The organism is Amycolatopsis keratiniphila subsp. keratiniphila (genome assembly GCF_001620365.2).
In the GTDB taxonomy this organism is placed as follows: Bacteria; Actinomycetota; Actinomycetes; order Mycobacteriales; family Pseudonocardiaceae; genus Amycolatopsis; species Amycolatopsis keratiniphila.
Genome location: NZ_LQMT02000023.1, coordinates 317,249 through 337,451 on the forward strand (window position 1 = coordinate 317,249; position 20,203 = coordinate 337,451).

15 protein-coding genes are annotated in these 20,203 nt (G+C 70.3%); 4 read left to right on the forward strand and 11 right to left on the reverse strand.

Features of this window, described 5'->3' with window-relative positions:
* Positions 1-4 precede the first annotated feature (4 nt).
* Positions 5-1,729, forward strand: a complete 1,725-nt coding sequence (gene argS, locus AVR91_RS25905; protein WP_063272870.1) for an arginine--tRNA ligase — start codon at positions 5-7, stop codon at positions 1,727-1,729.
* Here the strand turns inward: argS and AVR91_RS25910 are convergent.
* Positions 1,724-2,998: an FAD-dependent oxidoreductase gene (locus tag AVR91_RS25910; protein ID WP_063272871.1), complete on the reverse strand. Its 1,275-nt coding sequence runs from the start codon at positions 2,996-2,998 to the stop codon at positions 1,724-1,726. The two genes, argS and AVR91_RS25910, sit on opposite strands and share 6 nt — an antisense overlap.
* A gap of 91 nt (positions 2,999-3,089) precedes the next feature.
* Between AVR91_RS25910 and AVR91_RS25915 the strand changes: the two genes are divergently transcribed.
* Positions 3,090-3,722 carry a TetR/AcrR family transcriptional regulator gene (locus AVR91_RS25915; protein WP_063272872.1) on the forward strand — a complete coding sequence of 211 codons (633 nt, stop codon included), beginning with the start codon at positions 3,090-3,092 and terminating at the stop codon, positions 3,720-3,722.
* Here AVR91_RS25915 and proB read toward each other — a convergent pair.
* The 5 genes from proB to AVR91_RS25940 all read right to left on the reverse strand — a co-directional run bounded on the left by proB (position 3,719) and on the right by AVR91_RS25940 (position 10,240).
* The gene (proB, locus tag AVR91_RS25920; protein ID WP_037342725.1) at positions 3,719-4,828 is read right to left on the reverse strand and encodes a glutamate 5-kinase; all 1,110 of its coding nucleotides are present in this window, start codon (positions 4,826-4,828) and stop codon (positions 3,719-3,721) included. The two genes, AVR91_RS25915 and proB, sit on opposite strands and share 4 nt — an antisense overlap.
* Entirely contained in the window at positions 4,825-6,288 is a 1,464-nt protein-coding gene (gene obgE, locus AVR91_RS25925; RefSeq protein ID WP_063272873.1) for a GTPase ObgE, read from the reverse strand. Before obgE ends, proB begins: the two co-directional genes overlap by 4 nt.
* A 112-nt stretch (positions 6,289-6,400) precedes the next feature.
* Positions 6,401-6,658 carry a 50S ribosomal protein L27 gene (gene rpmA / locus AVR91_RS25930; protein ID WP_007034782.1) on the reverse strand — a complete coding sequence of 86 codons (258 nt, stop codon included), beginning with the start codon at positions 6,656-6,658 and terminating at the stop codon, positions 6,401-6,403.
* A 38-nt stretch (positions 6,659-6,696) separates the two neighbouring features.
* Positions 6,697-7,011, reverse strand: coding sequence for a 50S ribosomal protein L21 (gene rplU, locus AVR91_RS25935; RefSeq protein ID WP_005158538.1), 315 nt, complete (start codon positions 7,009-7,011; stop codon positions 6,697-6,699).
* A gap of 166 nt (positions 7,012-7,177) precedes the next feature.
* Positions 7,178-10,240: a translation initiation factor IF-2 N-terminal domain-containing protein gene (locus tag AVR91_RS25940; protein ID WP_063272874.1), complete on the reverse strand. Its 3,063-nt coding sequence runs from the start codon at positions 10,238-10,240 to the stop codon at positions 7,178-7,180.
* Positions 10,241-10,764: 524 nt separating this feature from the next.
* Here AVR91_RS25940 and AVR91_RS25945 point away from each other — a divergent pair.
* Positions 10,765-12,195, forward strand: coding sequence for a S8 family peptidase (locus AVR91_RS25945; RefSeq protein WP_063272875.1), 1,431 nt, complete (start codon positions 10,765-10,767; stop codon positions 12,193-12,195).
* Positions 12,196-12,199: 4 nt separating this feature from the next.
* Here the strand turns inward: AVR91_RS25945 and AVR91_RS25950 are convergent, their stop codons facing one another.
* The 3 genes from AVR91_RS25950 to AVR91_RS25960 are packed head-to-tail and all read right to left on the reverse strand — an operon-like array spanning position 12,200 to position 14,758.
* Positions 12,200-13,027, reverse strand: a complete 828-nt coding sequence (locus tag AVR91_RS25950) for an ABC transporter permease (protein ID WP_063272876.1) — start codon at positions 13,025-13,027, stop codon at positions 12,200-12,202.
* A 1-nt stretch (position 13,028) separates the two neighbouring features.
* Entirely contained in the window at positions 13,029-13,844 is an 816-nt protein-coding gene (locus tag AVR91_RS25955) for an ABC transporter permease (RefSeq protein ID WP_063272877.1), read from the reverse strand.
* Positions 13,844-14,758: an ABC transporter ATP-binding protein gene (locus AVR91_RS25960; RefSeq protein ID WP_046199923.1), complete on the reverse strand. Its 915-nt coding sequence runs from the start codon at positions 14,756-14,758 to the stop codon at positions 13,844-13,846. Before AVR91_RS25960 ends, AVR91_RS25955 begins: the two co-directional genes overlap by 1 nt.
* A gap of 145 nt (positions 14,759-14,903) precedes the next feature.
* Between AVR91_RS25960 and AVR91_RS25965 the strand changes: the two genes are divergently transcribed.
* A complete protein-coding gene (locus tag AVR91_RS25965; protein WP_394329968.1) occupies positions 14,904-15,887 on the forward strand; it encodes a M14 family zinc carboxypeptidase in 984 nt (327 codons plus the stop codon).
* A 59-nt stretch (positions 15,888-15,946) separates the two neighbouring features.
* Here the strand turns inward: AVR91_RS25965 and AVR91_RS25970 are convergent, their stop codons facing one another.
* Both AVR91_RS25970 and AVR91_RS25975 read right to left on the reverse strand, forming a co-directional pair.
* Positions 15,947-19,291 carry a phosphodiester glycosidase family protein gene (locus tag AVR91_RS25970; protein WP_063272879.1) on the reverse strand — a complete coding sequence of 1,115 codons (3,345 nt, stop codon included), beginning with the start codon at positions 19,289-19,291 and terminating at the stop codon, positions 15,947-15,949.
* Between the two features lie 127 nt (positions 19,292-19,418).
* On the reverse strand, positions 19,419-20,203 hold a 785-nt coding region (locus tag AVR91_RS25975; RefSeq protein ID WP_323807894.1), incomplete at its 5' end, for a maleylpyruvate isomerase family mycothiol-dependent enzyme.

The following is a 20,203-nucleotide window of genomic DNA, read 5'->3' on the forward strand; positions in this document are numbered from 1 at the left end:
CACCGTGTTGTTCGGCGATGTAAGCGAGGAATTGGCGCGACGCGTGGTGAAGGCCCTTCGCCACGTCACCGACTTCGAACCGCCGTCCGCCCTGGTGCGGGTTTCCGCGCAGAGCGGCGTCGACTATCAGTGCGATCTCGCGATGAGCTTGGGCAAACGGCTCGGCAAGCCGCCGAGGCAGATCGCCGCCGACATCGCGGCCCGGCTCGACGTCGCCGATATCGCCGAGCCGCCGGCGGTCGCGGGGCCGGGCTTCCTCAACTTCACGCTGCGCTCGTCCTGGCTCGCGGAGCGGACGACCGCGCTCAACGGTGACCCGCGGCTGGGTGTCGCGGCGGCGACGCGGCCCCGGCGGATCGCCGTCGACTACAGCAGCCCGAACGTGGCGAAGGAAATGCACGTCGGGCACCTGCGGTCGACCGTCATCGGCGACGCGATCGTCCGGCTTTCACGGTTCGCGGGCCACGAGGTCGTCCCGCACAACCATCTCGGCGATTGGGGGACGCCGTTCGGCATGCTGATCGAGCATCTGCTCGACGAACGCCCGTCCGGCCCGTACGCGATCGGGGACCTCAACGGCTTCTATCGGGCCGCCCGAGCGAAGTTCGACGCAGACGAAGGCTTCGCGACCCGCTCGCGCGAGCGGGTGGTGCTCCTGCAAAGCGGCGACGAAGAGACCCTGTCGCTGTGGCGGCGTCTGGTCGACGAGTCGACACGGCATTTCACCCAGCTCTACGAACTGCTCGGGATCGGCCTGGCGAGCGAGGACGTCTACGGCGAGAGCTTCTACAACCCGTTTCTCGCCGCGGTCGTGGACGACCTGGGCACCGCCGGGCTGACCGAGATCAGCGACGGCGCGGTCTGTGTCTTTCCCGACGGTTTCCACAACCGGGAAGGCGATCCGCTGCCGCTCATCGTGCGGAAGCGGGACGGCGGCTACGGCTACGCGGCCACCGATCTCGCGACCCTGCGGTACTGGACGGAACAACGCGGCGTCACCGATCTGCTCTACGTCGTCGGCGCGCCGCAAGCGCAGCATTTCGCGATGGTGTTCGCCGTGAGCCGGGCGGCCGGCTGGCTCCGCGAGGAGCATCGAGCCGAGCACATCGGGTTCGGCTCGGTGCTCGGCGAGGACGGCCGCGCCATGAAGACCAGGGCGGGTGAGTCGGTCCGGCTCTCCGACCTGCTCACCGAGGCGATCTCCCACGCCGCCGAAGTGATCGACGACCGGGCCGACCTCTCCCCCGAAATCAGGGAAGAGGTCGCCACGGCGATCGGGATCGGTGCGATCAAGTACGCCGACCTTTCCGGCGATCGCGAACGTGACTACGTCTTCTCCTGGGAACGGATGCTCGCCAAGAGCGGGAACACGTCGGTCTATCTGCAGTACGCCAACGCGCGAATCCGCTCCGTGCTGGCGAAAGCGGATCAGGACCTCACGGGCGCGCGGGTCCTGCTCGGCCACCCCGCGGAACGCGCGTTGGCACTCGCGCTGGCTCGCTTCCCCGAGGCGATCGGCGCGGCGACCGCCGGACATCTCCCCCACAAGCTGTGCACCTATCTGTACGAGACCGCGGTCGTCTTCTCGCGGTTCTACGAACAGTGCCCGGTGCTGGAAGCGGAAGGCCCCGGCGTCCGCGACTCACGACTGCTGCTGGCCGAACTCACCTCGAGGACACTGACGCTGGGCCTGTCCCTGCTGGGCATCTCCACTCCCGCCCGGCTATGAGTCGCCGTGGTCGCTGAAGACCTTGCGCTTCAGCGGAGGGACCGCCTGGAAGAAGCGGAACATCCCTCGTGCCATCGTGCGGCCCGCCCGGTTCTCCGACACGAACTGGCGGGCACTGCGTTCCGAGTCGCGCACCGCTGCGAAGCCGTAGTCACGCATCCGGTGCTCGTAGTCGGCGACCGCGGAGCGCATCGTGCCGGTCTTCCGTGCTTCGACGAGGTTGCGGCACAACAGTTGCGCGTCCCGGAGCGCGGTGTTCGCGCCGATGCCGCGGAACGGGGTCATGCTGTGGATCGCGTCGCCGATCAACGTGACGTTGCTCGTCGGCCATGGCTCGACGGGCTTCGAGGTGAAGATCGGCAGCCTGGACACCGCCCCCTCGGGCGAACCGGCGACCAACTCCTTGAAGGCGGGATCCCAGTCGTGGATCAGGTCCAGCACCAGGGCGCGCAGTTCAGCACCGTCCAATGAGGACAGGTTGTCCGGGTAGCGCCGGTCGTCCGCCGCGTACGCCCACATGACGTAACTCGATGTGTTGTCGAACAGAACGGGGTCGTAGTCCGCGGTCTCGTCGTTCACCGACGGGACGCCGGCCAATTCGTGCGGCGCGGTGAACAGGCCCGCCCCGGTACGCGGCATCACCAGGCTCGGACCGTCGGTGAGCCGAGCGGGCAACCGCTTGCGGGTCTCTTCGGTCAGCGGATGCTTGCCCGCGATCGCGATGATCCCCGTGTCCACCCGCTCGGCGTCGGGAAGAAACTGTTTGCGTACGCGGGAATTGGCCCCGTCGGCGCCGATGACCAGGTCGGCTTCGACGGTGCTGCCGTCCGCGAACTCGCAAACGACCACCTCGCCTTCACGGCGGTAGCCGACGAACTCCTTGCCGTGGTGCAGAACTCCTTCGAGCCCGTCGGACAGCACCTGGTGCAGGCTGATCCGGCTGACCGAATGATGGTCCGACGCGGGATCGGGGCTCGACGTCAGCTCGGTGTCGATCACCATCAGGTCCCGCAGCCGCTCGGTCACGAAGGAGAACGGGCCGCTCGTGGTGCCGGTGGTGTCCAGGAACCGCTGCCAGAGCTCGGCGGGAAGGCATTCGTGCAGAGCGGCGGAGCCGTGCGGATTGATGTGCACGCGATAGCCCTGCAGACGTTCGGTCCGGGTGCGGCTGCGTTCGTGAACGGACACGTCGATTCCCGCCTTGCGCAGCCCTTGCGCCAGGCAGAGACCGCCCGTTCCGCCGCCGATGATCGCGATTCTCGTGGTCATGGGGTTCTCCTCTCTCCGCCGACAACTATCAACCATGCGGATGATACTGTCAACCATACAGATGAAAGAGTCAGCGGCTAAGCTGAACCGCATGTCCGAAGCCGCCCCGCGCAGCCCTCGCCGTGCCCCCGTCGAACGCCAGCGCGATCCCGAGCGCACGAAGGCGCAGCTCCTGGAGGCGGCGAAGGCCGAGTTCGGCGCGAAGGGCTACGCCGCGGCACGCGTCAGCGAGATCGCCGCGAAAGCGGGCGTGAACAAGCAGCTGATTTCGTACTACTTCGGCGGCAAGGAAGGGTTGTACAACGCGCTGACCGCGACGATGTACGACGACTACGTCACGGTCGCCGACCACGGGAAACCGTTCGCGGAGGTCGTCCGGTTCTTCGCCCAGTCGGGAGTCCGGGACCACGACCTCGCCAAGCTGTTCCTCTGGGAGAACCTGACCGATGGCGCCCCCGACGCGATCGGCGTCGAGGGGCAGCGCGAATTCCTCCAGCGGCAGGTGGAGTACGTGCGGGCCCGTCAGGCCGCGGGCGATTTCCCCGCCGATCTCGACCCGGCGTTCCTGCTGGTGATCTTCATGGCCGCGTCCAGCGCCGCGCTGACCCTACCTCGGATCGTCCGGGCCGTGACGGGCCAAGACCCGGGCTCGGCCGGGTTCGCAGAGGCTTACGGCGAACAGCTGGCTCGCCTCGTCGGCCATCTCGGCGAGCAGGAGCTTTAGCGGCGCAGGGGAACGAGATCGTCCGCGTGGACGACCTCGCGTCGCTGTTCCGCGGGGAGGTCGTGACTGGAGCGGCCGATGAGGTCGGGCAGTTCGCCCGCGTCGAAGGCCACCACACCGCGTGCCACGGTCCGCTGCCGGAGATCGACGAGATCGACGACGTCGCCCGCCTGGAAATCGCCGTCGACGCCGGTGATCCCGGCGGCCAGCAGGGAGCGACGGCGGCGGACGACGGCCGCGACCGCGCCGTCGTCGAGATGCAGTTTCCCGGACGCGCCCGCGGCGTAGCCCAGCCAGAACCGGCGGGCCGACAGCCGGGAATCCGCGGCGGCGAACGCCGTGCCGACCTCGGCGGTGGTCAGGGCACGCGCGGCCTCGGAAGCGGCGGCGAGCAGGACCGGGATCCCGGCGCCGGCGGCGGTGCGGGCGGCGGCGAGCTTCGACACCATGCCGCCGGTGCCGAGCCCGGAGCTCGACATGCCGACGGTGATTCCGTCCACATCGGACTCCCCGGCGACCTCGGCGATCTTGCGGGTCGCGCCGTCACGGGGATCCCCGTCGTACAGACCGTCCACATCGGACAGGAGGACGAGCGCATCGGCGCCGATCAGGTGCGCCACCAGCGCGGCCAGCCGGTCGTTGTCGCCGAAGCGGATCTCTTCGGTGGCCACGGTGTCGTTCTCGTTGACCACGGGAACGGCGCCGAGGGCCAGCAGCCGGGTGAACGTGTTCTGCGCGTTGCGGTAGTGCGCACGGCGCACGACGTCGTCCGACGTCAGCAGAACCTGGCCCACTGTCAACGAAAAGCGGCCGAACGACTCGGCATAGGCGTGGGCCAGCGCGAGCTGCCCGACACTGGCCGCGGCCTGCTGGGTGGCGAGATCACGCGGCCGTTTGCCGAGCGAGAGCGGCGCGAGCCCCGCACCGATCGCGCCCGAGGACACCAGCACGATCTGCGTGCCACGCGAGACCCGGTCTGCGATCGCGTCCACCAACGCGTCCAGCCTGGCCACGTCGAGACCGTCGCCGGCGGTGGTCAGTGCGGAGGAACCGACCTTGACGACCACACGCTTCGCGTCGGCGATCGCCACCCGGGTTGAGCTCACTCGTCGTCCATCTCGTCTTCGTCTTCGACGCCGTCCGGTCCGTCACGACGGATCCGGCGGGCTTCCTTGCGCTCGGCGGCACCGACGCGGTTGGTGTTCTCCAGCCGCACGTCCGTGCCCCGGCCCGACAGGTGCACCGCGACCCCGGCCGGGGTCGACGGCTCCCATTCGAACTGGACGTCGCCGATGGTGACGGGGCTACCGGGTACGGCGCCCTTGCGTGCCAGTACTTCCTCGACACCCAGCCGGTTGAGCCGGTCCGCGAGGTAACCCACGGCTTCGTCGTTGCCGAAGTTGGTCTGCCGGATCCACCGCTCCGGACGGGAGCCGCGGATGATGAACGCGCCTTCCTCCTCCGGGTCGAGTTCGACGGTGAAGCCCGCGTCGTCGACGGCCATCGGCCGGAGCACGACCTTCGCGGGCTCGGGGGCGGGCTGTTCGGCGCGGTACTTCTCGACGACGGCGGCGAGCGCGTAGGTCAGTTCCTTCAGGCCTTGCCGCGACGCCGTCGAGATCTCGAACACGCTGAGCCCGCGGGCTTCCAGTTCCGGGCGCACGAACTCGGCGAGCTCGGCGGCGTCCGGGATGTCGATCTTGTTCAGCACCACCACACGCGGCCGGTCGGCGAGGTCGCCGCCGAGGCTCGGGGTGTAACGGGCCAGCTCCTCTTCGAGGGCGTCGATGTCGGACAGCGGGTCACGACCGGGCTCGAAGGTGGCGCAGTCCACGACGTGCACCAGCACGGCGCAGCGTTCGATGTGGCGGAGGAAGTCGAGGCCGAGGCCCTTGCCCTCGCTCGCGCCGGGGATCAGTCCCGGCACGTCGGCCATGGTGAAGACGGTCGATCCGGCGGTGATCACGCCCAGGTTCGGCACCAGGGTGGTGAACGGGTAGTCGGCGATCTTCGGCTTGGCCGCGGACAGCACCGAGATCAGCGACGACTTGCCCGCGGACGGGAAGCCCAGCAGCCCGACGTCGGCGACCGAACGCAGCTCCAGGACGAGGTCGCGGGTCTCCCCCGGCTCGCCCAGCAGCGCGAACCCGGGCGCCCGGCGGGCCTTGGAGGCCAGCGCCGCGTTGCCGAGGCCGCCACGGCCGCCCTGGGCGGCGACGAAGGTGGTGCCCGGCCCGACCAGGTCGGCCAGGATCTCGCCGTCCTCGGTCATCACGACGGTGCCGGACGGGACGCGCATCTCCAGCGTCTCCCCCGCCGCACCGGCGCGGTTGCCGCCCTGGCCCAGCTTGCCGTTGCCGGCGCGGGCGTGCGGGCGGAAGTGGAAGTCGAGCAGCGTGTGGACGTTCGGGTCGACGACCAGCAGCACGTCGCCGCCGTTGCCGCCGTTGCCGCCGTCCGGGCCGCCGAGGGGCTTGAACTTCTCGCGGTGCACCGAGGCGCAGCCGTTCCCACCGTCGCCGGCGGCCAGGTGGATCACCGCTCGGTCCACGAACCGGGACGCCATGACTTGCCTCTATTCACTCGCGAAAGAAAAGGGGATACACAAAACAAACGAGGGGTGGGCCCGGATATTCCGGCCCCACCCCTCGTCCGAGGTTCTAACTCGAAGCCGGAACTCAGGCTTCGGTCGGCACGATGTTGACCGTCTTGCGGCCACGCTTCTCGCCGAACTGGACCGCACCGGCGGCCAGCGCGAACAGCGTGTCGTCGCCGCCACGGCCGACGTTCACGCCGGGGTGGAACTTGGTGCCACGCTGGCGGATCAGGATCTCGCCCGCGTTGACTTCCTGGCCGCCGTAGCGCTTGACGCCCAGCCGCTGCGCGTTCGAATCGCGACCGTTGCGGGAGCTGGACGCACCCTTCTTGTGAGCCATGGCTCAATCCTCTTTCTGACGAAGATCCGGAGAAAGTCCTACTTGGAGATGCCGGTGACCTCGACGCGGGTCAGCTTCTGCCGGTGACCCTGGCGCTTGTGGTAGCCGGTCTTGTTCTTGAACTTGTGGATCCGGATCTTCGGACCCTTGGTCTGCTCGACGACCTTGCCGGTGACCGAGACCTTCGCCAGCGCGTCGGCGTCCGTGGTGACGTCGCCACCGTCCACGAAAAGGACTGCGGGGAAGGTGTGCTCGGTACCCGGCTCGCCTTCGAGCTTCTCGACCTCGACGACGTCGCCGACGGCCACCTTGTACTGCTTGCCGCCAGTCTTGACGATCGCGTACGCCGACACGGAAGTCTCCTGCTTACTCGACAACGGGTGGGGGCTTGCGTGATCGGCCCACCCAAGTTTCGGTGGTCCGGATGCTGCGCAAGGTGCCCGCTCTAGGTGGCGGGCCGTTCTACAGGTTACGTGGGGCTCCCCGGTGCGATCACACCGGGGTGCCCCTAGGTGTTCACTAGCTCTTTTCCGACGCCTTGACCGGCGGACCGGCCGGCCGCGAGGCCGCCCGTCGCGGACGACGGCGGGTGGTGGAGCGCACGGCCGGGGCCGGGACGTCCACCTCGGGCTCGGTCTCTTCCTGAACGGAAGGAGCCTCGGGCTCGGAAACCTCTTCTGTCACAACAGTCTCAGGAGTCACCGGCACCTCGGGCGCTTCGGGCTCCGGGCCCGATTCCGCGACGACGGCGATCTCTTCCTCGCGCACGGCCGGAGCCTCGTCGTCCGGAGTCGTCACCGGTTCACCGGCGAGTTCCGTCGCGGGTGCCTCGGCGACCGGCTCGGAGACCGGCTCAGCGGCCGCCTCGGCCGCCTGTTCGACGGTCGCTTCGGCGACAGGCTCCGAAACCGGCTCGGCCGACTGCGGGGCGTGCCCGTTCAGCGCGGCGCCCTCGACGTTCTCGGCGACCTCGTGCGGGTGCTCGCCCTTGGCCGCCTTCGTGGCGTTGGCCACGGCCTGGACCGCCGAAACCACCGACTCGCGCTGGGCGGGCGGAGGCGTTTCGGCCTTGGGCGCGGCGGGCTCGTTCTGCCCCTGGTCCTCGCCCTTGCCCCGGCCACGGGACCGGCGGGAGCCCTGCTCCTTGTTGCCGCCACCACCGCCACCGCCGTGGTTGTGCCCGTTGCCGCCGCCACCGGTGCGCTGCGGCTCGGTCGAGACGACCACACCGCGGCCCTTGCAGTGCTCGCACGGCGTCGAGAACGCCTCGAGCAGCCCGGTGCCGATCTTCTTGCGGGTCATCTGCACCAGGCCGAGCGAGGTGACCTCGGCGACCTGATGGCGCGTGCGGTCGCGGCCGAGGCATTCGGTCAGCCGTCGCAGCACGAGCTCACGGTTGGACTCGAGCACCATGTCGATGAAGTCGATGACGATGATGCCGCCGATGTCCCGGAGCCGGAGCTGGCGGACGATCTCCTCCGCCGACTCCAGGTTGTTCCTGGTCACCGTCTCCTCGAGGTTGCCACCCGATCCGGTGAACTTGCCGGTGTTGACGTCGATGACCGTCATCGCTTCGGTGCGGTCGATGACGAGGTAACCGCCCGAGGGCAACCAGACCTTGCGGTCCAGCGCCTTGGTGATCTGCTCGTCGATCCGGTGGTCGGCGAACGCCGAACCGGTTCCGGTGTACCGCTTGACGCGATCCGCCAGGTCCGGCGCCACGTGCTGCACGTAGTTGTAGATGGTGTCCCAGGCCTTGTCGCCCTGGATCTCCAGCTTCGCGAAGTCCTCGGTGAACAGGTCGCGGACGACCTTGACCAGCAGGTCCGGCTCTTCGTAGAGCATGACCGGGGCGCTGTTCTTCTTGCCGCCGTTGCCGGCTTCGGCCTTCTCCTTGATGACGTCCCACTGCGCCTTGAGGCGGCGGACGTCGCGGTCCAGCTCCTCCTCGCTGATGCCTTCGGACGCGGTGCGGATGATCACACCGGCGTCCTCGGGGACGATGCGCTTGAGGATGTCCTTCAGGCGGCGCCGCTCGTTCTCCGGGAGTTTCCGGGAGATACCGGTGGCGCCGCCCGCTGGCACGTAGACCAGGAAGCGGCCCGGCAGCGAGATCTGCGTGGTCAACCTGGCGCCCTTGTGCCCGACCGGGTCCTTGGTGACCTGGACCAGCACGGAATCGCCGGTGGAGAGCGCCTGCTCGATCTTGCGGGCCTTGCCCTCGAGACCGGCGGCGTCCCAGTCGACCTCGCCGGCGTAGAGCACGGCGTTGCGGCCGCGGCCGATGTCGATGAAGGCGGCCTCCATCGACGGCAGCACGTTCTGCACGCGGCCGAGGTACACGTTGCCGACGATCGAGCCGGTGCCCGACGACGTCACGAAGTGCTCGCAGAGGACGCCGTCCTCGAGCACGCCGATCTGGGTGGACTCGCCCTTCTCGGCGACGACCATGGTGCGCTCGACCGACTCGCGGCGGGCGAGGAACTCGGCCTCGGACAGGATCGGCGCGCGACGACGGCCCGCCTCGCGACCGTCCCGGCGGCGCTGGCGCTTGGCTTCGAGCCGGGTCGAGCCGCGCACGCTGCGGACCTCGTCCCGCGCGGGGCGCTCGGTCTCGGCGGCCTTGGCCTGGCGCACGTGGACGACCGTGTTGGGCGGGTCGTCGCTGGTGGCCTCGGCGGTGTCGTCGTCCCCGCCCTTGCGACGGCGGCGGCGACGGCGACGCTTGCTGCCGCTGTCCGATTCGCCGTCGTTGTCCGACTCGGCCTCGGCGGACGCCTCTTCGGTGCTCTCGGCGCCGGCCTCTTCGGTCTCGGCGTCCTTGTCCTTCGCGCGCTGCTGACGACCGCGCGGGGTCTCGGAAGGCTGCTCGTCCTCGTTCTCGGATTCGGCCGAGCTCTCGTCGCCGCCCTTGCCGCGGCCACGGCCACGGCGTCCGCGACGGCGGCGGCGACGGCCGTTGGCGTCGTCACCGTCCTCGTCGGTGCCCTGGCCTTCGGCCTGCTCCGCCTGCGTCTCGTCCTCGTCGGAAGCCGGCTCCTCGGACGGGGCGAAGGCGGGCTCCGGCTTGCGGGCGGGCTTCGCCGCGACGGGCTCCGGCGGCAGGAACACCGGCGACGGCGCGGCGAACACCGGGAGGTGCGCGGCGACCTTCGACGGCCTGGTCGTCGGCTGCGGCGGCTCCGGGGTCACCGGGGCGGCCAGCGCGGGCGGAACACGCCGCGAAGGGGCCTCCACCTGCGGGGCGGCGGGCTCCGGCTCGGCCTTGACCTCAGGCTTGGCTTCGGCCTCGACCTCGGGAGCCGCGGGGGTCTCGGCGACCGGCTCCTCGGCGGTCTCGGGCTCGTCTCCGCCGGCGAGGGCTTCGGCGAGCTTGAGTGCCACTTCGCGGGTGACGCTGGACTGCGCGCTGCGTACGGTCTCGCCGAGCTCACCGAGCTTGGCCATCAGTTCACGGCTGTTGGATCCCAGCAGCTTCGCCAGCGCGTGCACCCGGATACGGGGAGGCAGTTCGCCCAGCTGGCCTGCGATGGGTGTGGCGGTATTCCCGCCGGTGACGGCGGGTGTGTCCGCGTTCGACATATATCTCCTCCGCCCCCGGGCGCGTCGGCTGGCTCACACCGGCTCGACGCGGCCGCGCAGGGGCCCCTTTCTGTTCGTTCCGCCGTGGTGGTCACCAGCAGCGGGAATCCTTGCCCGGACCGCGACGGCGCCGGGGTTGTCCGGGCGCCGCGTACGGCTGAAGGTCTGCTCGGCGGAGCGCTGGCCACGTTCGCGACATCGGGCCGCCCGCCACGTCGTCGAGCCGCATACAGCGGCGACGCGTGTGGAGGATGTGCAGCACACCACCGGGCCACGAGACCGCGAGCGCCACCTCTCACGTGTGCCCGTCGGCCAGCGGCCACCGCGAGTATCCCACACCCCGGCCCCACTCCGGTGTACTCGGTGCCACAGGGCTGGCTCCCGGGCGCGCCGCGGCCACCGGCCGAGCGAACTTCGCGGGAGAGCTTGTCGACCCGGCCGAGGGTGGCTAGCGTGCCGCTCGGGGGTACCGAAGCGTAGGCCGCGGTGCCCTCGTTGTCCGATGTTCTCCGGTGGGAGGTCCGGTGTCCCTGCTGGGGCGGTCCCTGCGAGCGGCCGTATGCGCCTTCGTGGTGCTCTGCGGTTCGGTCGCCGCTGTCGCGACGGCCGAGGCCGAGCCCTCGTGTCATCCCCAGGGACGGGCCCTCCGTTACGTCGTCGCCTTCGACAAGGGCACGCCCGAGGCCGAGGCCAGGGCGGCCGTCGCCGATGGCTGCGGCAGCACGACCGTCTACTACCCGCAGATCGCCGTGGCCGTGGCCACCTCGGCCGACCCGGACTTCGCCGGACTGGTCCGGCCCGCCGCCGCGTTCAGCGCGCAGGCCGAACGGCTGGCCGTGCAGCGGGCCAACGGCACGTCGCCGGCCAGGTCCGCGCCGGCCCGCGCCGGACTCGAACCGACGGATCCGGCGAAGGTGCCTTCCGCCGACCGCACCGGCGAGCAGTGGGACATGCGCGCGATCGGCGCCGACAAGGCCCACGCGATCGAACCGGGCAGCCCGGACGTCGTCGTCGGCGTCCTCGACTCCGGCATCGACCCCACCCACCCCGACCTGGCGAACGCCCTCGATCCGGGCAAGTCCGCGGGCTGTCTGACCGGCGCGCCCGACCGGAACTGGGCCGCGACGACCTCGGTGCACGGCACGCACGTCGCGGGCGTCATCGCCGCCGCCGACGACGGCAAAGGGGTCACCGGGGTGGCGCCCGGGGTGCGGATCGCCTCGGTGAAGGTGATCGACGATCGCGGGTACGCCGACCCCGAAGCCGCCGTCTGCGGGCTGATGTGGGCCGTTTCACAGGGCATGGCGGTGACGAACAGCAGCTACTTCGTCGATCCGTGGTCGCTCTCGTGCGCCCACGCCGACGAGCGGGGCGTCGTGAACGAGGTCATGGCCCGCGCCGTCGAGTACGCGACCTCGGCGGGCACCCTCAACATCGCGGCGGCGACCAACGAAGCCGCCGAGCTGGTGCCGTCACCGCGCTCGGGTGCGCGGCGCCAGGCCGAAGGCTGTCAGGCGCTGCCCGCCGGTCTGCGGGACGTCGTCGCGGTGTCGTCCGTGAGCGAAGAGCGGGTCAAGGCCGGCTACAGCTCGTACGGGCTCGGCGTGATCGATGTGACCGCTCCGGGTGGCGAGGCCGGGCAGTGCGTGCTTTCGACCGTTCCCGGCGGGTACGCGCCCCTGTGTGGGACGTCGATGGCGGCGCCGCACGTCGCCGGTGTCGCCGCGTTGCTCGCTTCGAAGCATCCCGGCTACAGCGCCCGCCAGCTGCGGCGGACGCTGGACGCCCAGGCCACCCCGATCGCGTGTCCCGCCGACTACGACCTGACCGGTGACGGCTCGCAGGACGCGTACTGCACCGGGTACGCGGGGTTCAACGGCTTCTACGGGCACGGCATGGTCGACGCGCTGGCCGCCGTGGCGCCCCGGCGGACGAGCGCGAACCCGGCCCGGTGACCGGTCAGCGCAGCAGGAGCTTGCCGAACCGCTTCGAGGACGCGTAGATCCCGACCGCCGCCAGCGCCACCAGGTACGCCACGTTGCCGACCATGCCCCACGACAGGACGCCCACCGAGAGCCCGCGCATCAGCTCGATGCCGTGGTACAGCGGGAAGATCTGCACGATCCACTGGATCCCCGCCGGGTACACCGAAAGCGGGTAGAACGTCGTGGAGAACAGGAACAGCGGCATCAGCACGAGGTTGATGTAGTCGAACTGCGACACCGACCGCAGGAAGGTCACCAGCACGATGCCGATGGCCGAGAACGCCATCGCGATCAGCAGCGCCGCCGGGATCATCAGCAGGGCCCACCACGATCCGGGCAGCCCCATCACGGTCATCACGCCGAGGAAGGTCGCCGAGTAGATCCCGCCGCGCAGCACCGACCAGCCGACCTCGCCGAGCGCGATGTCCAGCGGCCCGATCGGGGTGGCGAGCATGGCGTCGTACAGCTTGGCGTACTTCAGCTTGAAGAACAGGTTGTACGTCGAGTCGAGGATCGCGCCGTTCATCGCCGACGCCGCGAGCAGGCCGGGCGCGACGAACGCGACGTAACTCATCGCCTGGCCGCCGGGCCCGACGACCTCGCCGACGAGCTTGCCGAAGCCGAGCTGGAAGGCCATCAGGTAGAACAGCGGCTCGAAGACGCCGGACACGAACAGCATCCAGGCGTGCGAGTACGTCAGGAAGGTGCGCTCCAGCACCGCCGTCGACCGGCCGCTGTACAGCGCGGACGGCAGGATGCGCAGCAGCACCCCGCGGCGCGGGGCATCGGTGAGCACCGCCATTTCAGACCACCAGCCGTCGGTAGAAGTACTTGTGCGCCAACGCCCAGCCCACCCCGGCCAGTACGACCAGGAAGGCGAGGTGGCCCAGCGTGGCGAGCGGGCCGACGGTGCCGAGGCTGACCGCCCTGGCGGCCTCGTTGCCGTGCCACAGCGGGGAGATCCAGGCGATCCACATCAGCGGGGCCGGCAGTTCGCTGATCGGGAAGAACGTGCCGGAGAACAAGGTCATCGGGATCAGGATGAACCGGAAGACCAGGCCGAACCGGGTGCCCTCGTCGTAGGTGGTCGCGGCCAGCGCCATCACCGGGGTGCCGCAGGCGATGCCGGTGAGCGTGCCGATCAGGATGACGGCGAGCACGCCGAAACTCGTCCAGGAACCGAAGAGTGCCGCGATGACGGCGTAGATCGTGCCCGCCAGGGTCAGCCGCAGGCTGACCCACATGATCTGGCTGCCGAGCACCTGCCCCGGCGTGATCGGGGTGGCGGTGACGGCGATGTAGTCCTGCTGCCATTTGAACCCCGACAGCACCGGGTAGCTCGACTCCCCCACCGCCAGCTGCGCGCCGCCCGCCACGAGCAGCGCCGGGGCGACGTACTCCAGGTACGAGAACCCGCCCGTCGCCGCGCCCGCCTGCACCTGCGAGCCGAAGCCGAGCCCCATCGCGGCCAGGAACAGCACCGGCTGCAGGCCCGTCGAGTACAAAGTGGACACCCAGTATCGGCGGTACCACATCCAATGGCCCTCGACCCGCAGCCAGGCTCCCGCCCAGCGCGAGACCACGCGGCCCGTCGATGCCTTCGTCTGCGCTGTGGTCATCAGTCCACCAGCGTCCGGCCGGTGAGGCGGAGGAAGACGTCCTCCAGCGAACTGCGGCGGACCAGGCTCGACAGCGGACGCAGCCCGCGCGCGTGCGCCTGCTCGAGGGTGGCCTCACCGGTCATCGTGTAGAGCAGGACGCGGTCCGGCAGCACCTCGACGCGTTCGGCCAGGCCTTCGATCCGCTTCGCGGCCGCCTCCTGCTCGCCGTTCGGGAAGCGCAGCTCCACGACCTCGCGGGTGGAGTACCGGCTGATCAGGTCCGCGGGCGAGCCTTCGGCGGCGATCCGGCCGTTGTCCATCACGACCAGCCTGTCGCAGAGCTGCTCGGCTTCGTCCATGTAATGCGTGGTGATGATCAGCGTGGTCCCGCCGGCCTTGAGCCGGAACAGCCTGTCCCACAACAGGTGGCGGGCCTGCGGATCCAGCCCCGTGGTCGGCTCGTCGAGCAGGAGCAGCTCCGGGTCGTTGACCAGCGACCGCGCGATGGTCAGCCGTCGCTTCATCCCGCCGGAGAGCGAATCGACCTCCGCGTTCGCCCGGTCGGTGAGCTGGGCGAACTCCATCAGCTCCTCGGCCTTGCTCCGCACGTGCGAGCGGGAAAGCCCGAAGTAGCGGCCGTAGATCTGCAGGTTCTGCCGGACGGTGAGCTCGGTGTCGAGGTTGTCCTGCTGCGGCACCACGCCGAGCCGGGCGCGGATCTTCGGCCCCTCGACGTCCGGATCCATGCCCAGGACCCGCAGGTCGCCGTCGGTGCGCGGGGAGACGCTCGCGATCATGCGCATGGTGGAGGACTTGCCCGCGCCGTTGGGCCCGAGGAAGCCGAAGGCCTCACCCGGGCGGACCTCGACGTCGATCCCGCGTACGGCCTCGAAATCGCCGAAACGCTTGACCAACGCCTTCGCCTGCACCATCGCCGGTTCGTGCTCCGAGTCACCCACGGTAGGCACCCTAGGACCTGCCACCGACAAAATTCGACCGGTTTATCCGTGCCCTTGTCGGCCGTTGCCCGCTCGTCGATACTCACCGACCATGAGTCTCAAGCCCAAAATCGCCCTGTTGTCCGTTTTTGTCAGCGCCGGGCTCCTGATGGCGCCCGCCGCGCAGGCGGCCGAGACCCGTGCGGCCACTGTGGACCCGCGGCCGTCCACCGCCAAGCTCGCCTTCGAACTGCACAAGCTGGCGGCGCTCAGCCACGGGAAGATCCGCGTGGACAAGATCGGCCGCAGCAACGAGGGCCGTCCGGTGTGGGCGGCCAGGGTCGGCCACGGCAAGACCCGGATCCAGTACGTCACCCAGCAGCACGGCGACGAGCCGCTCGGCACGCCCGCCGCGCTCGGGTTCCTGCGCGAGGTCGGCGTCGGGAACAGCGCGTGGGCGCGGAAGCTGCTGGCGAAGGTGACCGTCGACATCGTCGTGCGCGCCAACCCCGACGGGCACGAGCGCGACTGGCGCTACAACTACGACCCGGACGCCACTCCCGAATACGGGGAGAAGGGCAAGGGGTACGACATCAACCGCTACCACGACCCGGCCGTCGCGCCTAAGGACAACCCGGCCACCGAGGCGGGCCTGATCCAGCGGCGGAACGCGGAGTTCAAGCCGGACATCATGGTCGACTACCACATGCAGGGCCGCTACCAGGACGGAGAAGGCAAGGAGATCACCGCTTCGACGATGTGGCCGACGCATCCGGGCGTGAAACCGTCCGATGTGGACTTCGCGAAGCAGATCGCGGTCGTGGTGCAGCGGTCGATCGACGATAACGGCGGCTACGTCTCGCAGTATCCGGGCGGTTCGTATCAGGGCATCGCGCGCAACGGGTACGGGCTGCTCGGCAACGGCAGCGTGCTGATCGAGCTGAGCCTCATCCCGGAGCGGGAACAGCAGCAGATCCAGGACGCCAAGGCTTCGATGCTCGCGATCGCGCGGGCCGCGGCCGACGGTTCGGTGCGGAAGGTGGATCCGGCCGCCGCCGACGCGATCCCGCCGCGGGGTCCGGCGCTGCCGGGCACGGTCGAAGAGGCGCACGAAGCCGCCTGACGCGTGCTAGGAACGGTCCTTTCCTTGCGAAATTTGCAAGGAAAGGACCGTTCATTGCATCAGCGGACGGTGACCGAGAGGCTCTTCGTCACCCCGTTGGCGGTCACCGAGAGATTCGCCGTCCCCGGCCGCAACGCGGTCAGCACCCCGCTCGCCGGGTCGTACGACGCGACGTCCCACGGCATCGCGGGCAGGAATCCGCCGGCGACGTGCGTACCCCAGCCGCCCTTCCAGTCCGCGCTGACCGGGTAGGAAACCGGGACCTGACGCGCTCCCTGCGTCACCACCGCCCGGATGTCCGCCTTCTCCCCGCGCGCCAGCGACGCGGGCCCGGACAGTGTCAGCGCGTCGACGTTCGGCCGCGTCTCGAACCGCACCGGCTGCGCCTTGTCCCCCGGCTCGAACCGCACCATCGTCCAGCCGACGAACCCGCCGTCACCCGGAGCCGCCGCGGGCGACTTCCCGGAGTTGCCGTTCACCAGGTACGGCACGCCGTCGACCCTCGAAAGGTTGAAAACGCCCGCGTGCGAGGCGATCGCGGCCGCCTGCTTGCCCGACTCGCGTTCGAAGGCGGTCAGCCAGCCGGTCAGCATGGCCGCTTCCTTGCGGTCGGCCAGCTGCGAGTTCCCGGCGAGGCTGGGGTCCTTGACCGGATGGTGCATCGCGACGACGACACCGCGGATCCGCCGGTCCGTCTTCGCCCCGTCCAGCGCCTCGCGCAGCATCCGGATCTGGTCGAACCCGCCCGCGCGCAGCGATCCGCGCGAGGAATCCATCAGCACCAGCCGGATCCCGGCGATGTCGGCGACGCGATGGGTCTCCCCGAACGCCGCCTGGAACTCCGCGAGCCCGTGCCCGCCGTCGGCCTCGTGGTTGCCCGGAACGTAGTACCAGGGCGCCTTGCCGACGAGTTCCTCGTCGATGATCGAGCGAGCCAGCACGAAATCGGCCGCCGTACCGCGGTCGACGAAGTCGCCGTTGATCAGCACGAGATCCGGTTTCGCCGCCACCGCCTCGCGCAGCGCGCGCCGGGCCTGGGCGACCAGCGAGCCGTCCGGCTGGTCGGCGGTGAACTGCGCGTCGCTGACCACGGCGATCCGCAGGCCGCCGGTCGCGGCGCCGTCGGTGATCAACGCCGGGTCACGCGGCGCCGGGTCGGCGGGGACGGCGGCCGCGGGCGCGACCTCGAAGGTGAGGTCGTCGAAGACCAGCCGCCCTTCGTACTGCTGGGCGGGAACGTTCTCGACGGCGTAGAACTTCGTCAGCCGCTGCCCGTCGGGGAGCCCGGCCGGGATCGCCGCGCGGACGTAGCGCCAGCCCGTCCAGTCGACGCTCAGCGACAGGTCCACCACGGACGGGACGTTGGCGGCGTCACGGAGTTCCGCCCGCAGCCAAGCGCCCTTCGCGTCGCCGTTGACCCACAGGCCGACGCGTTGGGTGCCTGGCGGCAGCGCGATCGGCGGCGCCGAGTTGACGTACGCCGCTCGCGTGGCGTTGGTCCCGTTCAGCCGGTAGTCCAGCGCGAGACCGCGACCACCGTCGCGGCCGGGTGCCTCGGAAAGCGCGGCGCCGACGACGGCAGGGAAGACGCTGGCGTTCCAGCCCGCCGGGCCGTCCAGCGGTGCCGCGACACGGGATTCCGTGCCGACGGAGGCCGCCAGATGCGTCACCTTCCCGCCCGCGGTGGCGGTGATCGCCGAAGCTCCCGACGCCTTGAGCGCGGTGACGGCGAACCCGTCACCGGACGGTTCGATCTTCACCACAGAGGGGTCGTAATCGAGTTTGACGTCGTCGGGCTCGATCCACGTGCCGTAACCGTCGGCGTCGTAGCCGAACACCTTGAACGTGCTCTTCGCACCTTCGCCGGACAACGCGACCTGCTCGGTGCTCGTGCCCAGCCGGACCGGCGAGCCGAGGACGTTCAGCGTGGTCTTGCCCATGACGCCGCCACGTTTCGCCAGGACGTCGACGTTCGCGGGCGCGTCGGGCCGGAGCCGGTCGGCGTGCGCGGTGAACACGCCGTCGGTCACGGTGCCCCGGAAGGGATTCGTGCTGAGCCACTGGACGTGGGCGTCGACGGCGGCGCCGGTCTCGTCGTGACCCCCGGCGACGAGCTTCCTCGTCAGCCCGGAGAGCACACGGGTCGCGTCGGTGGTGTCCTGCGCGGGAGCGGGCGCGAATCCGGTCAGCCGCCCGCTTCCCGGCACGGTGGCGACGCCGATCCCGTTGGGCACCAGGCGTTCCCCGCCGTCCGACGGCGAATTGCGTACCAGTGGAGACTTCTCGCCCTGCTCGCGGGCGAGCATCGTCGAGGAGCCACCGCCGTCGAGGTTGAGGGCGTCGTCCGCGCCGAGCGACTTCATGTGCCGGGCGAGTTCGAGTTCGGTCATGCCGCGGCTGTCCGCCTGGCGGCCGTCGACCGTGGCCAGCCACATCTTCGTGCCGTCGGCGGAGAACCCGACCGCGGTCCGGGGGTGCATGGCGACGTTGTCGACCGGCTGGACCGCGCCGTCACGCAGCAGCACCTTGTTCCCGCCGACCGAGACGGACAGCTTGCCCCCGTCACTCTTCGGCGCGTACGCGACGCCCACCTTGTCGCCGGGCTTCAAGCCGGACAACGAGTCCACGCCACCGTCACGGGCGAGCAGGATCGTCGCCCCCGCGGCGATCGGGCCGTCGGCGGGCTGCGGCCGCACCTGCGTGACGACGCCGTCGGAGACCTCGACCTCGACGACGCGCTGGGCGCCCGCGACCGAGGTCCGCCGCGAGGAGGCGCCCCACAACGGCGTGTAGACACCGATCGCGTCGCCGCTCAGCACGGGGCTGTTGAAGTTCGAGGCGGGCACGACCTTGCCGTCGGGCAGGGTCACCGACGCTTCGAGGAACACCTCCGCGAGCCGTGCCTTGCCTTCTTCGGTGATCGACGCGGTCAGGTTGTGGCCGCGCGCGGGCGCCGTCTGGAGTTTCCCGGCGTCGACGCCGACGCCGATCGGCGCGCCGGAAGCGTTGATGTCGAAGAAGTCCCCGTTCACCCCGGCGACAGCACCGGCCCTGGCGACCTGCTGCGAAAGCGGCGTCCGCGCGGACACCGTGCCGGGGCTGAGGTAGGTCGGCTTGAGCGTCTTGCTGGTGAGATCGACGGCGAGGGTGTCGCCGCGGATCCAGCCCGCCGGGTCGTAGCGGTCGAACTCGGTGAGGCTCAGCCCCGGGGCCACGCGGGAAGTCGCGCTGGTGGTGACGAGCCCGTCGTCGGGCGCGGCCACGGCGTACGCGGACGGGCCCTCCTTCGCCGAAGAGGCCGCTGGGGCGGCTTCGACGGGCGCCGGGCCGAGCGGAGCGGCCAAGGGATCGGCGTGCGCCGGTGCGGCGACGAACAATCCGGGCAGCAGGGCAGCGAGCAGCAATAGGCGTGAATTTCTCACGAATTACCCCACGATCGAGTGATAGGCAGCATCGCTCAGCACAGCGGACGCGAGCCGCCAGGAGAAGACCCCGAGGTGAACGTGAACCGAACGGCGTAGGGCGCGAAGGTCAGGGCGTGACCGGCCCGGCGAGGAAGGTCTTCGCGGCCGCGGCGTCACCGGTGATTTCGAGCCCCGCCCCGTCGAGCTCGATCCGTTGCCACAGCAGTAAGTCCAGGGCTTCCGCGGTCCCCTCGACGACGGCGCCCGCCGCTTCGGCGGGGTCTGCCTGCCGCGAGCCGGGGACGTCGGCTTCACCCGGCGGTGTGATCAACCAGGCGTGTCCGGTGTCGGATGTCTTCAGCAGCAACGGAACGGTGACCACGGGCGGGGTGTGCCAGCGCTTCACCTTCGGCAGCATGCCGAGGAGGACCTCGTCCACGCCGTCGGCGGCGAGGTTCGGGTCCAGGGTGTATCCGGTCCCTGCCGCGCGGTGTGCGTCGAGCAGGTGCACCGCGGTCTCGTGGACCTGGCGGCGGAACCAGAAGGCTTTGGTCTTGGCGGCCGCGGTGAAGTTCCAGGCGCCGTCTTCCGGGGAGGACTCGCGCAGCGCCCCGATGAGGTCTTCGGCGCTTTCGCGGTACCAGGCGGCGAGGTCCGCACCGGGTTCGTCCTCGAAGCTCTGCGGGGCGAGCTCGCCGGTACGCACGATCCCGGCCGCCCAGCGGTGGACGTTGCCGAGGTGGACGACCAGGTCACGCAGGCGCCAATCACCGCAGCACGGCACGGGCGCGGTGTGGTCCCCGGTGCTCGCCACCCGCGCGAAACCGGTGGTGAGCTCCCGCAGGCGCTCCAGGTACTCGTCCGGCGTCATCGTGCTCCCCAGGTTCGTGGACGGCGCGGAGCTCCCGCGCC